Origin of the sequence: Enterococcus sp. E4-150, from assembly GCF_035726465.1 — a bacterium.
In the GTDB taxonomy this organism is placed as follows: domain Bacteria; phylum Bacillota; class Bacilli; order Lactobacillales; family Enterococcaceae; genus Enterococcus_B; species Enterococcus_B faecium.
Window position 1 is genome coordinate 1 of the sequence record NZ_JAPRGK010000006.1, and the last position, 15,661, is coordinate 15,661.

The 15,661-nt window shown below is 40.1% G+C and carries 12 protein-coding genes; all 12 read right to left on the reverse strand.

Annotation, left to right across the window (positions count from 1 at the left end; genetic code table 11):
* Window positions 1-593: 593 nt before the first annotated feature.
* Window positions 594-2,090: a lysine--tRNA ligase gene (lysS, locus tag OZ002_RS06530; RefSeq protein WP_002296055.1), complete on the reverse strand. Its 1,497-nt coding sequence runs from the start codon at window positions 2,088-2,090 to the stop codon at window positions 594-596.
* A gap of 110 nt (window positions 2,091-2,200) precedes the next feature.
* Window positions 2,201-3,205: a tRNA dihydrouridine synthase DusB gene (gene dusB / locus OZ002_RS06535; RefSeq protein ID WP_252704079.1), complete on the reverse strand. Its 1,005-nt coding sequence runs from the start codon at window positions 3,203-3,205 to the stop codon at window positions 2,201-2,203.
* Window positions 3,206-4,093, reverse strand: a complete 888-nt coding sequence (hslO, locus tag OZ002_RS06540; RefSeq protein ID WP_002298174.1) for an Hsp33 family molecular chaperone HslO — start codon at window positions 4,091-4,093, stop codon at window positions 3,206-3,208. It abuts the gene before it with no gap.
* 216 nt (window positions 4,094-4,309) lie between these two features.
* Window positions 4,310-6,421: an ATP-dependent zinc metalloprotease FtsH gene (gene ftsH, locus OZ002_RS06545; RefSeq protein ID WP_002287418.1), complete on the reverse strand. Its 2,112-nt coding sequence runs from the start codon at window positions 6,419-6,421 to the stop codon at window positions 4,310-4,312.
* An 89-nt stretch (window positions 6,422-6,510) separates the two neighbouring features.
* Window positions 6,511-7,056 (reverse strand): hypoxanthine phosphoribosyltransferase, encoded by a 546-nt coding sequence (gene hpt, locus OZ002_RS06550; RefSeq protein WP_002287415.1) that lies wholly within the window; start codon window positions 7,054-7,056, stop codon window positions 6,511-6,513.
* Complete coding sequence (tilS, locus tag OZ002_RS06555; RefSeq protein ID WP_125179100.1) at window positions 7,056-8,501, reverse strand: tRNA lysidine(34) synthetase TilS; 1,446 nt, start codon at window positions 8,499-8,501, stop codon at window positions 7,056-7,058. Before tilS ends, hpt begins: the two co-directional genes overlap by 1 nt.
* 119 nt (window positions 8,502-8,620) lie before the next feature.
* Window positions 8,621-9,091: a S1 domain-containing RNA-binding protein gene (locus tag OZ002_RS06560; protein ID WP_125179101.1), complete on the reverse strand. Its 471-nt coding sequence runs from the start codon at window positions 9,089-9,091 to the stop codon at window positions 8,621-8,623.
* 45 nt (window positions 9,092-9,136) lie between these two features.
* The gene (locus OZ002_RS06565; RefSeq protein ID WP_002287409.1) at window positions 9,137-9,562 is read right to left on the reverse strand and encodes an FtsB family cell division protein; all 426 of its coding nucleotides are present in this window, start codon (window positions 9,560-9,562) and stop codon (window positions 9,137-9,139) included.
* Between the two features lie 66 nt (window positions 9,563-9,628).
* Window positions 9,629-9,898 (reverse strand): RNA-binding S4 domain-containing protein, encoded by a 270-nt coding sequence (locus OZ002_RS06570; RefSeq protein ID WP_002287407.1) that lies wholly within the window; start codon window positions 9,896-9,898, stop codon window positions 9,629-9,631.
* A gap of 10 nt (window positions 9,899-9,908) precedes the next feature.
* Entirely contained in the window at window positions 9,909-11,504 is a 1,596-nt protein-coding gene (locus tag OZ002_RS06575) for a putative polysaccharide biosynthesis protein (RefSeq protein ID WP_156249303.1), read from the reverse strand.
* A gap of 14 nt (window positions 11,505-11,518) precedes the next feature.
* Window positions 11,519-15,040 carry a transcription-repair coupling factor gene (gene mfd / locus OZ002_RS06580; protein ID WP_156249304.1) on the reverse strand — a complete coding sequence of 1,174 codons (3,522 nt, stop codon included), beginning with the start codon at window positions 15,038-15,040 and terminating at the stop codon, window positions 11,519-11,521.
* A gap of 16 nt (window positions 15,041-15,056) precedes the next feature.
* A complete protein-coding gene (gene pth, locus OZ002_RS06585; protein WP_002287401.1) occupies window positions 15,057-15,617 on the reverse strand; it encodes an aminoacyl-tRNA hydrolase in 561 nt (186 codons plus the stop codon).
* Window positions 15,618-15,661 lie beyond the last annotated feature (44 nt).

A 15,661-nucleotide genomic window follows, 5' to 3' on the forward strand; every position in this document is an offset into this window, starting at 1 on the left:
TCAAGACGCCCTACACATTTGGTTTGTCTTACTTTGTTCAGTTTTCAAAGGTCTACTTCATCGGGAGTGTTTCCCGATTCGTTTTTGGCTGCCGTAGCAACTTTTATATCATATCAGAGAGACAAGTGATTGTCAACTCTTTTTTAAAAGTTTTTTTCGATTTCATTTTTCGAAATCTTTCAGCAACTCATTTATCATAACTTATCGTTTGTTATTTGTCAAGAACTTTTTTGAAGTTTTTTTCGATAGAACCAAGCTTCGCAAGTGGTTCTTTTTTAACGACTCAGTTATCTTATCATGTCGTTAGTAACATGTCAATAACTTTTTTGTTATGTTTTTGAATAAATATTTTCTTCTGTCTTTTGGACAAGTAATAATATACCAACTAAATTTAGCTTGGTCAACGAATTTTTTGTATTTTTTCAAGTTTTTTTCAATAAACGATTATTCATAACTTTTCTTTCTTTATCGTTCGTTTTCGTCTTCTTTAATGTCTAGAATAGTCGGCATTAGCTTTTGAACTTTCGTTATTATTTATTCCTTTCTACACAGCAAAAGCTGCCTAAGGAATTCCTTAGACAGCTTTTATTCGATTATCTCATTGTTGGGAATAGCAAAACATCCCGAATTGATTGTGCATCAGTTAGCAACATTACTAATCTGTCGATCCCGATACCTAGACCACCAGTTGGCGGCATACCGTATTCTAAGGCTTCCAAGAAGTCTTCGTCTACACCGTGAGCTTCGTCATTTCCTAGTTCACGTTCTTTTTCTTGCGCTTCGAATCTTTCTCTTTGATCAATTGGATCGTTCAGTTCTGTAAAGGCATTAGCAAATTCGCGCCCCACGATGAATAGTTCGAATCGATCTGTGAATCGAGGATCTTCTGGATTTTTCTTCGCTAAAGGCGAAACTTCGACTGGATGTCCGTATACAAACGTCGGTTGTGTCAATGTTTCTTCAACAAATGTTTCAAAGAATTCATTGATAACATGTCCGACACCCATAGCTTCGGTTACTTCTACATTGTGTTTTTCGGCTAAAGCTAATGCTTCTTCCAATGTCATTTCTTGCCAGAAGTCTACACCAGTTTGTTCTTTGATTGCATCTACCATATGGATGCGTTTAAAGTCACTTTCTAAGTCGACAGCTTGTCCATCATATGTGATTTTTGCTGTTCCTAGTACTTTTTCAGCTGCGTTACGGATAATACCTTCTGTCAGATTCATTACATCATTGAAATCAGTATATGCTGTGTATGCTTCTAACATCGTAAATTCTGGATTATGTGTAGTATCAATTCCTTCATTACGGAAAACGCGGCCGATTTCATAAACTTTTTCCATTCCGCCAACAATTAGTCGTTTTAAATGAAGTTCTAGCGCAATACGCAAATATAAATCAATGTCCAGTGCATTATGATGCGTGATAAATGGGCGTGCGGCAGCTCCACCTGCCTCATTGTGCAATACTGGTGTTTCTACTTCAATATAGCCATTGCCATCTAAATAGCGACGGATTTCGCTGATAATTTGGCTTCTTTTCATAAATCGGTCAAAGCTTTCGCGATTACTGATTAAATCCAAGTAGCGTTGTCTGTAGCGTTGTTCAATATTCGTTAAGCCATGGTATTTATCTGGCAGTGGACGAAGTGCTTTTGACAAAATCGTGATTTCTGAAGCTTTGATAGAAACTTCGCCTGTGTCTGTTTTCATGATTTGTCCAGTTACACCAAAGAAATCTCCAAGGTCTGCATGTTTGAATACTTCATAGGCCTCATCACCTACTTGGTCTTTTCTTACATAAATTTGAATTTGGCCTTCACGATCTTGTAGATGCGCAAATCCAGCTTTCCCTTTTCCTCGGCGAGTCATCATACGACCAGCTACACTAGCGGTCAATCCCATTTCTGCTAGTTCTTCTTTTGTTCTTGGATCAAATAGTTCATGCAATTCTTCTGAGTTGTGCGTGCGTTCAAATCGTTTTCCAAATGGATCGATTCCATCTTCACGCAATTGTTCCATTTTTTGACGACGTACAAGCATTTGATCATTTAAATCTTCTACTTGATGTTGTTGTTCCTGTGTCACAAAAGTTCCTCCATTCTCATGTTAATCTCTTTCCTATAATGCCAATGAAACACAAAAAAAGCAAGCCGAACTTGGAATTTCGGCTTGAAAATTCACGAAAAACTTAGAAATCACAACGTTTGTTTCAATAGTACTTTTTCCGCTTTTTCTACAAATTGATCCAGCAGGTCATTGATTTCTTGCTGTTTTTCTGTCTGATTGATTGCTACTTTCACTTTCGCTGCTCGAGGAATCCCTTTTAAATAATAAGCCGCATGTGTTCTGAATTCTCTACAAGCTACTTTTTCTCCTTTGAGATCTGCTAAGCGTTGTAAATGAAGTTTAGCTATAGCAATTTTTTCGGCTGGTGTTGGTTCAGGAATCAGTTCTCCTGTTTCGAGATAATGCTGTGTGCGGTGAATCATCCATGGATTGCCCAGCGCTGCACGACCAATCATCACACCGTCTGCACCGACATAGTCAAGCATCCGTTTTGCATCTTCTGGCGTTTTGACATCCCCGTTCCCCATAAATGGGATCGTCAAATGTTTTTTCACTTCTTTCAATACTTCCCAGTCCGCTTTTCCTTCATACATCTGAACCCGTGTACGTCCATGCATAGCGATGGCACTTGCTCCAGCTGATTGTGCTGCTAATGCATTTTCTACAGCAAAGACGTGCTCTTCATCCCAACCAATACGCATCTTGACTGTTACTGGGATATCTACTGCTGAAGAAACAGCTTGGACCATTTCGTATACTTTCTCAGGATCTAAAAGCCATTTTGCTCCTGCTTCTGCTTTGATCACTTTATTTACTGGACAGCCCATATTGATATCTATTATATCGGCAGCTGTGTTTTCTTCGACAAATTGAGCAGCTTCAACTAGACTATCTTTATTTCCGCCAAATATCTGTAAACTTAATGGATGTTCTGTTTCTTCAATGTGGAGCATCTCTAAAGTTTTTTTGTTTCTGAAATGAATACCTTGGTCACTGATCATTTCACATACGACTAAGCCTGCACCAAATTCTTTGACAGTGACTCGAAATGCTGAATTTGTTATTCCAGCCATCGGTGCAACAACGACACGATTAGGGATTTCCACATTGCCGATTTTCCATGTGTGTTCCACTTAAATCCCTCCTAAGGCTTCTTTCTTCAATCCAGCTAATTCTTCTTCACTATACTTGTATTTGTTATTACAGAAAGAACAAACCGCTTCTGCACCGTGATCTTCGTCTATCATTGCTTGGATTTCTTCTGCACCTAACGCGATAATTGCTTCTGCAAATTTTTCTTTTGAACAGTCACATTTGAATTGAACAGGCATTTTTTCCAAAATGTTCAATTCTTCTGTACCAAGCAATCCTTTCAATATTTCTTCTGGTGTCTGTCCTTCATCTAAGAGGGTAGAGATTCTTGGTGTCGTTTTTAATTGTTCTTCGATCTTGCTGATTGTTTCTTCATCGGCACCTGGCATGATTTGGATCATGAATCCTCCCGCCGTCTTGATGCTGTCGTCAGTATTGACCAATACACTCAGTCCAACAGCTGAAGGGATTTGTTCTGAGATAGCAAGATAGTAAGTAAAATCTTCAGCGATTTCTCCAGAAACAATCGGCGTTTGCCCAGAAAAAGGTTCTTTTAATCCTAAGTCTTTTGTGACAGTAAACATTCCTTGTGTTCCAACTGCTCCCCGCACATCGATTTTACCTTCACTATTTAGAGGAAGACTGAGATGCGGATTTTTGATGTAACCTTTCACATCTCCCTTTCCATTTGCATCTACTACAATTCCTGTTGCTGGACCATCGCCTTGGATTCGAACAGTTAGTTTGTCTTCTCCTTTGAGCGTCGCACCAAGTAGCAGACTACCGACCAATGTCCGTCCCAAAGCAGCTGAGGAGGTGTGCCAAGTATCATGACGTCTTTGTGCCTCCGCTACGGTATTTGTTGCTTGAACGGCGTATGCTCGGACGAATCCGTCGTGAGCAAGTGCCTTAACCAAATAATCTTTCATTTGTTATGTACTCCTTTTTCCGTTTTTAAACTCATAGTGAATCATACTAGCAACTACTGCTTTTTTCAACTTTGGAATGCTTCTTTTAAAAATAATTCAGAATCATCTAGAAAACAGGACATCATCCTATTTACAACTTAAATAAAGAAATCTCCCGAAAACCGGTTTTTGTTCCGGTTTTCGGGAGTCATATCAGATCAATTGACCTATATTTTTTTATTTGTATTGATCGTCTGAATGATTATCTTCTGATTGTTGAGAATCTGAATCATGTTCTGCTTTATTTTCCTCATTCAGTTCATGTTTTGCTTCTTCAAAATCACGTTTTTCTTCCGCTTGTTTTTCAGCGTCTTTTTCTTCCAAAGCACGTTTTGCTTCTTCAAAAGTTTTCGCTTCTTTTTCGCTTGGATAATCATTTGACTCAGTACCTTCAGGCATCACACCGTGTTCAAACAATGACTTGATTGCTTTGGCATCCAATGTTTCGAATTCCAAAAGTTTTTCAGCAATCAGTTTATGCTGTGCACGATGAGCTTCGATGATTTCTCGAGCTTTATCATGAGCTTCCATCAAGATTTTTCGTACTTCTTGATCAATCTCGAAAGCGACTTGTTCAGAGTAAGCTTTTGTTTGACCATAGTCGCGGCCAACAAACACTTGATGGTTTCCTTCATATTGAACAGGACCTAAACGATCACTCATTCCATATTCTGTTACCATGCTTCGTGCTAGAGCTGTCGCTTGCTCAAAGTCATTGGAAGCACCAGTTGATTGGACATTGAAGATGATTTCTTCAGCTGTACGTCCACCAAGTAAGCCTACGATTTGTTCAAACATATCTTCTTTCGTCATCAAGAACTGATCTTCTTTTGGTAAAGCGATCATATATCCGCCGGCGCGTCCGCGAGGGATGATCGTTACTTTGTGGACGACCCGAGCGCGACTCAATACTAATCCGACAATCGTATGCCCAGCTTCGTGATAAGCAACCATTTCGCGTTCTTTTTTGCTGATTACGCGATCTTTTTTAGCTGGACCTGCAATCACGCGATCTTCCGCTTCATCGATATCAGAAGCATCGATTTTCTTTTTATTTCTTCTAGCAGCTACTAACGCTGCTTCATTCAAGACATTTTCTAAATCTGCTCCGGCAAAACCTGGTGTCTGTTGAGCCACAACTTTCAAGTCAACGTCATCTGCCATCGGTTTATTCCGTGCATGGACTCGCAAGATTGCTTCACGACCTTTTACATCTGGACGTCCAACTAAAATCTGGCGGTCAAAACGACCCGGACGTAGTAACGCTGGGTCTAGTACATCAGAACGGTTGGTTGCAGCAATGACGATTACTCCTTCATTTCCGTCGAAGCCATCCATTTCTACAAGCAATTGGTTCAATGTTTGTTCGCGTTCATCATGTCCGCCGCCCATACCGGCACCACGTTGACGACCTACCGCATCAATTTCATCAATGAAAATGATAGCTGGTGCGTTTTTCTTCGCTGTTTCAAACAAATCACGAACACGACTTGCTCCAACACCGACAAACATTTCTACGAAATCAGAACCCGAGATCGAGTAAAACGGTACTCCAGCTTCTCCGGCAACAGCTTTTGCTAATAAGGTTTTACCTGTTCCTGGAGGTCCTTCTAAAAGTACACCTGCCGGGATACGGGCACCTAATTCAACAAATCGGCGAGGATCTTTCAGAAATTCAACAACTTCAACTAGTTCTTGTTTTTCTTCTTCCGCACCCGCTACATCAGAAAAACGTACGCGATTAGCTTTTTTGTCTGCTTCTTTGGCTTTTGATTTACCAAAGTTCATGACACGGCCGCCACCGCCACCGCCGCCGCCTTGTTGTCCCATCATCATGTAAAAGAAAAAGATGATGATTACGATTGGCAAGAAGCTAAGCAATAGGGAAACCCATATACCGCTGCTTGATTCTTCTTTTACTGTTGTAGCAACTTTGTTTTCTTTTGCCAGTTCTGTTACTTGGCTCAATGTTGTATCATTTGGCAAAATGATTGTTGTGAAATGGGTAGTAGTCGTATCTGTTGAACCTAAGATAGCTAACCCACCGCTGTTAGCGACGGTCTGCTGTTCTTTGTATTCACCAGTGATCTTATATACACCATTTGCAGGCTGCACTTCAAATTCTTTGATCTTGCCTGCTTGTAGTTGTTCTGTGAATTTTGAGTACTCGATATCTGACGATCGCTGGCCGTTATTACCAAAAATAAAATAAACGACCATTACCATCGCTAAGATTACGAGGACATAATACAAGGCATTTTTCATCATGCCGTTGTTCTTTTTGTTCATAGTTGCCCTCCCTAAGCGTCAATTTAATTTAACAGTTTTTTATCAATCCTGACCATTCTATTGTACCATAATTTAATTGAGATACAGCATTAATTTGATTGATAAACACTAGGTTTCAATACACCGATGTACGGAAGGTTACGATATGCTTCTGCATAATCCAAGCCATAACCGACCACAAATTCATTTGGTACGTTGAAGCCAACATAATCTGCTTCGATATTTACTACTCTTCCTTCAGGTTTGTCAAGTAGTGTAACAATTTTGACTGATTTTGCTTTGCGGTATTTGAAAAGATCCACTAAATAAGCAAGTGTTCTTCCGCTGTCAATGATATCTTCAACGATCAACAGATCGCGACCTTCTACATTCGTATCTAAGTCTTTGACGATTTTTACTTCCCCTGACGAGACTGTTGCATTCCCGTAGCTTGAAACATCCATGAAATCCAATTCCAAATACGTATCGATAGAACGAACGATATCTGCCATGAATGGTACCGCTCCTTTTAAGACACCTACTACTAGGGGATTGGTGTTTTGGTAAATTTCTGTTAACTCTTTGCCTAGTTCTTTGCAACGAACTTGTATCTCTTCTTGTGAGATCAAAATTCTCTCAATATCCTTTTCCAACATCAGGTTCTCCTTCCAATTGCTTCTTTTTGATATTTGTAAAGAAGTATGTAGTGTATTTTATCAGTTTCTTCACGAATACTCAAATATGAAAAGGCAAAAGGTATCAAGCTATATATATTTCTTTTGGCATCTGTAATGATCCAAGCATGCTGCCTTTGTGAATTAGGTACTTTCTGATCAATAAAATATCTAGATACTTTTTTTGTGAGATTCTCTGTTAATTTAATGCGGTCTCCTGCTTTTCTTTTTTCGACATACAGTTGCACATCAGCAGGAATCCAAATGTCATGAGAAAATAGAGAACATGAATCTGTTGCTTTGATGTCCCCTGCATTTTCAGGTTTGACCAGACCAATCCATTCTGTTTCATTCAAATATATTCCTTGTTCTGGAATCAGCAACAAGCGCTGGTCTTCTGTCTGGCTAGTTGCTTGTTTTTCTTTTTTAGCGAGTACAACAAAATGATACTCTCTTTTCAGTATCCAATTATTGCCAATACTGAGTTGCCATTGGCTTTTTTTCTGTTGCCACTGGTCTAAAATCGACTCCATTTGTTGTTCTTTCAAAATAATCCCTGTTTTTGAGAATGCTTTGTCGAAAAAGGAGTAAAAAAAATAGTATCGTTCAGCATCTGTCATTTCTTCAATCATTTCTGCAGAAAATCGAAATTGTTCCTCCCACTGTTCGACTTCCTTTTCGATCAACTGTCCCATATATTTTTGAATGACTTGGTCTGCCCATTGGATCTGTTGCGAAAATTGCTGGAAATGTCTCAACGCCTGTGTATTTTCTTGTTTCAATTGAGGAACTACCAAATGACGAAGCCGATTTCTCTGGACATCTAACAATTGGTTTGTCTGATCCTCAAAGTAAACAAGCTGCGATTCCGCTGCATAAGTATATAGGTCTTCTTTGCTAAAACTCAGCAACGGACGAACCAGTCTGCCAGCAGCAAATGGTTGTACTTCTTTGATTCCAGAAAAAGTATTTAACTGTCCCCCACGAACGATTTTCATTAACACCGTCTCGATTTGATCATCTCCGTGATGAGCAGTCATCAATGTGTCATATTGTCCTTCTTCCATCACGCGAGTGAATTCTTGATAACGAAAGTTACGAGCTTCTGTTTCTATGGCGGATTTGGCTGGATCTTCCCAAATACTTACATAGAAAGGGAGATTCTTCTCTTCACAATATGAGCGAAGATAGGCAGCTTCTTCTGCTGATTCTTCTCTTAATTGGTGATTGATGTGGACGATACCTAAAGAAAAACCGATTTGGCGTTGCACTTGTAAAAGTAAATGGAGCAAAACCATCGAATCAACACCACCTGATACCGCTGCTAAAATTCTCGATCCTTGTTGCCAGAATCCTTGTTCATTCCCGTGCCGAATAAATGACTGCTGTAATAGCGGTGTTTTTTTCCCGCCTTTTTCAACGTTCATCCTTTCCACACCCTTTCTTCCTAAAAAAAAGAGAGCGGGAAAACGTCTAAAACGACAATTAACCTGCCCTCTGTTGATACTATGACCCAAATAGTCGCACTATCGTTATTTGCGGCTTTTTAGCTGCGGCGTCCGCCACGGCCACCGCGCTTTCCTTCTGTGTTTCGCTTCAATGAAGATAAGCGGTCATCGCTATCTTTCAAAAATGAACTCATCAATGAATCGAAGTCTTCTTTTTGAGCTGAAGGTTGACTGCGAGAAAAAGATTTTTTCTGTGCTGGACGATTTCGGTTGTCACGGGGATCTTTTTGTTGATATTTTTTAGGACGGCTTTCTTCTCTAGATTCAGCAGGTTGTTCCTGCGCTTTCCGGATAGATAGTCCGATTTTTCCATCATCATTTACTGAAATAACTTTGACTGTTACTTCATCTCCTACACTTAAAACATCATGGATGTCTTTTACATAGCCATTTGACACTTCGCTAATATGAACTAGACCCGTTTTTCCAGCACCTAGATCAATAAACGCACCAAAATTTGTGATTCCTGATACTTTTCCTTGCAGTTTTGCTCCTACCTCGATTGACATAAAAAAAATGTTCCTCCTAATTATTTCCCTTTTTTATATTCCTGCTTATTTTGCAGTTGTAGAACTAGTTGATTGATCTGTTTCATTTGTCGAGCTGTCTGTATTTGATTCTAATATAGGATAAACTTTTTCACCGTCTTTTGAGTAAAAGAATTTGCTTCTGGCAAGTTTAGCTACATACTCATCATCTTTCAGCAATGAAACATCTTGGTGCAGCTGATCAACGTCTGCGTTGACTTCTTTCATTTCAGTATTTGCTTCGACTCTCAATTCGTTCAATTGATGCATCCTTTGCATGTCATGGAAAATCTGCACACCTATTATCGCGAAAATGACCAAAGCACCAACAAAAATTGCAGCCAGTCTGCGTCTTCGAAAAATCAGTTGACGTTGTTGTTGCTGAAATTCAGCATACTTTTTCTTTGCATATTCCGTATCTAGCGCAGCGATTTTATTGCTTTTTTTCGTCACTTGTATTCGCTCCAATCTTTTTGATTGTCTTTTTCATTATACCAATATCGTGAAAGCTTGTCTAATCTATTTCTCTAGTGTTTCTGTGCGATTTTCAGAAATAATTTCGTACATTTTTTGTGCATCTTCTTTTTTGGTTGATTCATGTAATTCCGTAATTTTCACTTCCAACGTTTTGTTGCCAAACTGGACTTTCAAAATATCGCCTACTTTGACATCACTGGAAGATTTCGCCAATTTACCGTTGATTTGAATTCTTCCTTTATCAGCTACTTCTTTTGCTACTGATCGTCTTTTGATGATTCGGGAAATTTTTAAAAATTTATCTAATCGCATATCTTATTCCTCACTTTTTAATTTTTTTATTTAATCGCAGGATTTTCTTACCAAAAGGCAACATTAGCCATTCTCGTACTGTAAACAGACGAAGACGGATCACTGCATAAATGAACACAGAAGCCCCGATCCCAACTCCTATCACGCTGACAAAAAAAGCAGTGGAACGATGAGTTACAGGACCAAATACTATATTCAATACACCATAATACAGCAGCAGTACTACTGTCATACAAAGAAGGCTGATCATCAACTTCCGTCCAAAATGCCGTTCTTTCCAAAAAGCATTTAGCTCTTTTGTTTCGATTCGAACAAAATACCAAAGCGTCACACCTAATCCTAAAAGGGTAGACAGGCTTGCACCTGCTGTTCCTAATAAACCGGTCAGAAAAGAAGTAGTCAATCCTTTTACCAATAGTCCCCATCCTGCGCCTTTTAAAGAAGGGCGAAACGAGTTCTTGCTTTGAGCAATACTTTGATAAGCTTGGATGACTGCAGTGAAAGCAATGGAAAAAACAAATAATACAAGCGCTGCATTTCCCGCATAATCTTTAAACAACGCATAATTGATATAAGGGAGCAGCAAGGCTAATCCCAAAGACGCAGCTAATGCTAAAGCGGTCGTCAATCTAAGATAGATTTTGGCTGTCTGTAAAAACTGACGATAGATCCGGTTGGTCAAATGACGAGTCAACGCAGGCAGGAATGTCGCACTTAATGCAGTGGCAATCACTAAACCTAATTGTACTAAAGGCTGACCTCGATCATAGACCCCTTTTGCTATCTTCGCACCGTATTCTGACAGTCCGTAAACTTCCAAAGCATTTTTTACAAAGAAAGAGTCGATCAGCTGGAAAAAGATAAGCAATCCACTATAAATCGAAACCAGTCCGCCTTCTACCAGAAAACGCCGGATCAAGGGCTTTGACGGCTGTTTGAACAATGGAAACCGTCGGAAGCTTAACGCTCCTCCATGAATCTTTTGTTCATAGTAGTGAAGGATCCCATATGCGCATAAACCGCCAAAAACAGCTCCACTCATTGCTGCCGTCCCTGTTTGGTACACCGTCCATCCAAGCTTTCTAAAAGCAAACGCACTACAGACAATCACAAAAACACGAACGAACTGCTCAACTACTTGAGAAACAGCAGTTGGTTCCATCAAGAATCTTCCTTGGAAATTCCCTCGATAAAAAGATAGACCAGGCATCAGCAAAAAGGTAAAGGAAACTACTTGGATCAGCGGTTTCAATTGTATGTCTCCCATCATCCAAGCAATCCAGCTGCTAAATGCAAAGACAAACAACCACAAAAAGACACCTGTCCAAAATACTAAGGGATAAAGATTTTGCAAAGCTTGCTTTCGCTCGAAAGGATTCTTTCTTTCTGCAACGTACTTTGATATGAACTGCGGAAGACCGGATAAAGCTAAAGTCATTGCTATCCCATAAATTGGATAAACTTGCTGATAAACATAAAAACCTTCGTCGCCGACTAAGTTTTGGAGGGGAATTCGGTAAAGGGCACTTAATACTTTTGCTATGAAAGAAGCAATCGTCAATACAAATGCTCCTTGCATGACGCGCCGCATTTCTTTATGATCCAAATCATTGCTCCTTCCTACGCTGACAGATATTTTTGCTCACGCAACGCTTTGACAAACTTTTGGATTTCCTGAAGCCATACTGCTTCTTCCATTTGGTTGGGGATCGTCAAGCGTATCACCATCTGTTCTTTTTCAACGCCTAGACTGGCTTTTAGTTTTGTCGCTGTCAGTGCTTCGAATAACTGTTCCACACTATAGCGTTTTGTTCCAACTTTACTTAGAGTAAAGACTATATGCGCCTCCTGTTTCCTTATCGTTTCTAGGAGCGCTCGATCGCCATCCATTTTGATCTGCCCAATTGTCAAGAGATGTGCTACTTCTTCTGGATATTCTCCAAAACGGTCGAGCAGATCATCTTCTAGTTCATCTAGCATTTCTTGCGAATCAAGTTCACGAATTCGTTTATAGATCTCGATTTTCTGCCGTTGATCTGCCACGTATGTTTCAGGTAGATACGCATCGACACCGAGGTCGATCTCAACAGTGGTCTTCTCCACTTGACTATTCTTTCCTTGTTTACGAGAAACAGCTTCGCTTAGCATTTGAGAATACATATCGAAACCGACTGCATCAATAAATCCATGCTGCTGAGCACCTAAGAGATTACCTGCACCACGAATGGAAAGATCACGCATCGCAATCTTGAATCCAGATCCCAGTTCTGTAAAATCTTTGATTGCCTGAAGACGTTTTTCACTGACTTCGTTAAGGATCTTCTGCTGCTCATACATAAAGTAAGCATATGCGACACGGCTGCTTCTTCCTACCCGCCCTCGCAATTGGTATAACGTGGATAATCCCATATAATCAGCGTTCTCAACGAACAACGTATTTGCGTTCGGGATATCTACTCCTGTTTCAATGATGGTTGTAGTGACAAGAACATCATACTGACCTTCAATAAATTCAAAAAGCGTATTTTCTAATTGCGCCTCTGTCATTTGCCCATGAGCATAACCGATCCGTGCTTCCGGAACGAGTTCTTGGATTTCTTCTACTTTTTGTTCGATCGTTTCTACCCGATTATATAAATAGAATACTTGTCCACCTCGTCCCATTTCTCGATGGATTGCTTCGCGAATAGCCCCAGGATTTTTTTCCATAACATATGTTTGGATCGGATAACGATTCGCAGGCGGTGTTTCGATTACTGAAAGATCCCGCACGCCTAACATCGACATATGCAAAGTTCTCGGAATCGGTGTTGCAGTCAGAGTCAAAACATCCACTTGTGCACGTAACTGTTTCAATCGTTCCTTATGTTTTACACCAAAACGTTGTTCTTCGTCAATGATCAGTAGACCCAAATCGCTAAATTCAATATCTTTTGACAAAATTCGGTGGGTCCCTACAACAATATCAACTTGACCTGTACGCAGTTGTTCGATGGTTTCTTTTTGTTGCTTTCTTGTTCTGAAACGACTTAATAGCCCGATATTTACGGGGAAACCTTCAAATCTTTCCAGCATCGTTTCATAGTGCTGCTGTGCCAAGATCGTTGTTGGAACTAAAAAGGCTACTTGTTTGCTTTCCTTTATCGCTTTAAAGGCCGCTCGAAGCGCTACTTCTGTTTTCCCATAACCAACATCACCTACGAGTAGTCGATCCATTGGTTTTTCTTTTTCCATATCCCGTTTGATCTCCGCTGCACTTCTCAACTGGTCATCAGTTTCAGAGTAGGGGAAGGCATTTTCGAATTCTTTTTGGTAGGCGTCATCAGGTCCAAAAGCATATCCTTTTTCTGACTCTCTTGCGGCATATAATTTGATTAGATCGTCAGCGATATCCTCGATTTTTGAAGAGACTTTTCGCTTGGTTTTCGTCCATTCACTTCCGCCTAGCTTATTGATGCGAGGCGCTTTGGCTTCAGAGGCGACGTATTTTTGGATCAGGTTCAGTTGAGTAACAGGAATAAACAGTTTATCGTCGTTTTGGTACAAAATAGTCATATAGTCTTGGTGAACGCCATCTACTTCTAGCGTTTCCATCCCGATGTATTTCCCGATACCATGATTGGCATGGACAACGTAATCTCCTGCTTTTAATTCATTATAGCTTTTCAATCGCTCTGCGTTTGTTACTGTTTGACGTCTCGTTTGTTTTTTTGTTGTTTTTTGAAAAATTTCTTTTTCTGTGATAGCTACTATTTTTTCTTGAGGAAGTTCAAAACCAGCTTGCAAAGCTCCTTCAACTAATTGCACTTGTCCTCTGATCAATGCATTTTTTTCTGTTTCTACTACTAATATGTCTTCATCTCGAAGCATTTGTTCTGCTTTGCGTATCCTGTCCTTTGTCGGAATAAAAATCACAACAGTTTGCTTTTGCTTGCGCCAACGGTCCATTTCTGTTTTCAGCAATGGCATTTGTCCGAAGAACTGTTGCATCGTCCGATATTGAAAATTATGGATTGCTTGGAAGCGAAGATTTCCCATTCCTTTTTGAAAGAGCGAGAAAAAGGTTGTGGTGAACTTTTCCTTCTGCACGATTTTTTGTATATCTGCTGAAAATGTCTGCTCAGAAAACACCCGCAATTCGCTGATTTTTTGAGTCTGCCATTCTGCCGCTTCCCTTTCGATTTCCCGATTTGTTTCCATGATTCGCTGATAATCATCAACGACTAGTAAACTATTTGAAGGGAAATAATCCAAGATCGTCACAGATTCTTGGTAAAGAAGATCTGAGTAGAATTTTGCTTCTTCTGTCGGGACACCTGCTTGCCAGCTTGAAGTAAGCTGACCGAAGTAATCTTGCAAAAACTCGCGGTCTGCTTCTTCTGTGGTCGCAGCAAGCCGTTTTTCTAGCATTTTTTGCATTTGCTCTATTCCATGTTCTAGATCCTCTGGTCCGTAGACTTGTTCACTCGTTGGGGAAACCCAGATTTCTTCCGTTTTTTCGATTGAGCGTTGTGTTTCTGCTTCAAAATACCGCATAGAATCTATCTCTACATCAAATAGTTCTACACGAACAGGATAGGTTGTCGCTAACGGGTAAATATCGATAATGCTTCCTCGAATACTGAATTCTCCCGGTTTTGCGACCATCTCTTCTCGTACATAGCCCATCAAAGTCAATTGGCGAGGAAGATTTTCCACGTCTATCTCATCACCAATATGCCAATTCAATTGCGCCTGTAGCCAAGTTTTCTTATTCGGCAGTCGCTTGTGCAAAGATGCGACTGGCAACAAATAGATACCTGCTTTTTTTTCTTGAAGTGCGTTAAGCGTTGCGACTCTCTCGCCTCGCGCTTCTGGAGAAGAAAAGGCCATTTCAGCAGAAAGCACTTCATCCACTGGAAATAAATGGATCTGATCTTGCGGAATCACATGTTGCAGATCTTCTGCTAACTGATTCGCATAATACAAATTTGGCATCAGAATAATCATGTTTTTATTTGTTTTCTTAAACGCTCGAGCAAATAGAAGTGTTTTCGCTGAGCCCGCTAATCCTGTGATTAGTTGTCTAGGCATTTTTTCTTCTAAATTGCTGACCCATTCTTTTACTTGCGGATCTTTTCCGACTAATTGAATAATATCCATTCCTTTTCCTCCTTCCTCAATTGAATCGATTCATCGCATCCACGAACGAATGCCCTTCTATGAGATATTCGACTGCTTTAACAGATTGACACATGCTTTCTTCTATCAAAGGCTGATTTTCTTTGCTGAAAGGACTAAGCACATGCTGGACTACTGTTTTTTTCCCTTCTGGCCTGCCGATTCCCACCTTGATTCGATCAAAGACATTCGTATTCAAATGGGAAATAATACTTTTGATACCGTTATGCCCGCCGGCACTTCCCTTTTGACGGAGCCGGATTTTTCCCACTGCCAGATCCAAATCATCGTAGATTACGACTAATTCCTCTGGATAAATCCCAAAATAAGTCATTAGTGGGCCGACTGCACGACCAGATTCATTCATGAATGTTTGTGGTTTGACTAAAAGGATCTTTTCTCCATTATGAAAAAATTCGGCAACTTCTGCTTCGAACGGATTTTTTTTGAAAGTAGCTTGATGCTCGCGTGCAATTTTATCCACGACCATAAAGCCGATATTGTGTTTTGTATATTGGTATTTGGTACCTGGGTTTCCTAACCCGACGATCATTTTCATTTTTGTTTTCCACCTAATTCTAAAAAGCAGCACAAAAGGCTGGA